The sequence below is a fragment of the Neobacillus drentensis genome (assembly GCF_036962765.1).
In the GTDB taxonomy this organism is placed as follows: domain Bacteria; phylum Bacillota; class Bacilli; order Bacillales; family Cytobacillaceae; genus Neobacillus; species Neobacillus drentensis_C.
The window spans coordinates 11,201-12,420 of the sequence record NZ_JBALOS010000168.1 but is presented as its reverse complement, the minus strand read 5'-3'; the positions used below and the strand labels follow the sequence as shown (position 1 = coordinate 12,420).

Sequence of the window (1,220 nt, the reverse complement as noted above, 5' to 3'; positions counted from 1 at the left end):
TTTGCGAAAATTGCCTAGAAACTTAGTACATGATCCTTATTAAGATCCAAAAGCAACAAAGTTTACGAAAAGAGCCTTTAATATAGTAGAAAGTAATTTCTTGAATGAAATTATTTTCGGCAAGGGGGGAAATGTAATGACATTTTCGGTAGCAGGCCGCTGTTCAGCCACGGGTGCGTTCGGTGTCATTGTTACATCCAGCAGTCCATCCGTTGGGGCAAGGTGCCCATGGGCAAAAACGGATGTAGGTGCCATATTAACACAAAATGTAACGGACCCGAGATTAGCTACAATTGGATTTTCGGTGTTGGAAAACGGCTTTGATGCGCAATCGGCTATTCGCTCGATGAAGGAGGCATCACCTTATCCAGAGTTTCGCCAAATCGCAGTAGTCGATTCAAAAGGAAACTCGGCTGCCTTTACTGGAAGCAAGGCGCTTGGGGTTCATGGAGAATATTGTGATAAAAATGTTGCCTGTATCGGTAATCTGCTCAGTGATGACACAATCCCGGAAGCTATGGGCAGAGAATTTTTACGGACAGAAGGAAAGTCTTTGACAGATCGATTAATTTTGGCGATAGAAAAAGGCTTCCAAATGGGGGGAGAGCTCGACCAGGAGCATTCGATCGGACTTCTGGTATTCACTGATGAACCATTCCCTTTTGTTGACTTACGAGTTGATTATAGTGATAATCCTCTTCAGGATTTAAAAAAATTATGGGAATTATACAAACCACAGGCTAATGATTATAAGGTAAGAGCAGTTGTACCTGAATTGGCTCCATCTTATGGGGTTAAAGGTGACGAGTAAAAGTGTTTTATTGAGAAACCCAACAATAATACAAGGGGAAAATGCTTTGAAACTTGTGTGTTAATTAACTTATTAAAGAGAATGCAATCGGAGATTAATATTTTTTAAGTCCGGAATCCATTGTTGTGGGTTCTATTTTTTTTAAAACATGATCACTATCCATTTTCTTGTAATAGGATACAATTGCTGAGCACTATAATAAATGTAAATGATAGAAGAAGATGCGAGCTGACGGTAAGAAAATGAGGTTACTGGAGGATAAGGTGAATTTACTGGCGGATAAGCGGCATTTACTCGCGCGAGTACTATTTACTCGTTGAAGTCCTCTTTAATCTGATGTTTCAGCGGTTTTTTTGTCTTAAATTCCAGAATATTCCTACTAGAGATCAAATATTGGTAACTATAATAA

1 protein-coding gene is annotated in these 1,220 nt (G+C 39.3%); it reads left to right on the top strand.

Going from position 1 to position 1,220, the window contains the following annotated elements; translation table 11 throughout:
* Nucleotides 1-136 precede the first annotated feature (136 nt).
* Nucleotides 137-811 carry a DUF1028 domain-containing protein gene (locus tag V7137_RS20315; RefSeq protein WP_335699756.1) on the top strand — a complete coding sequence of 225 codons (675 nt, stop codon included), beginning with the start codon at nt 137-139 and terminating at the stop codon, nt 809-811.
* Nucleotides 812-1,220 lie beyond the last annotated feature (409 nt).

Coding starts and splice junctions, on each gene's coding strand:
- V7137_RS20315 (WP_335699756.1), top strand. CDS start 137: ATGACATTTTCGGTAGCAGGCCGCTGTTCAGCCACGGGTGCGTTCGGT.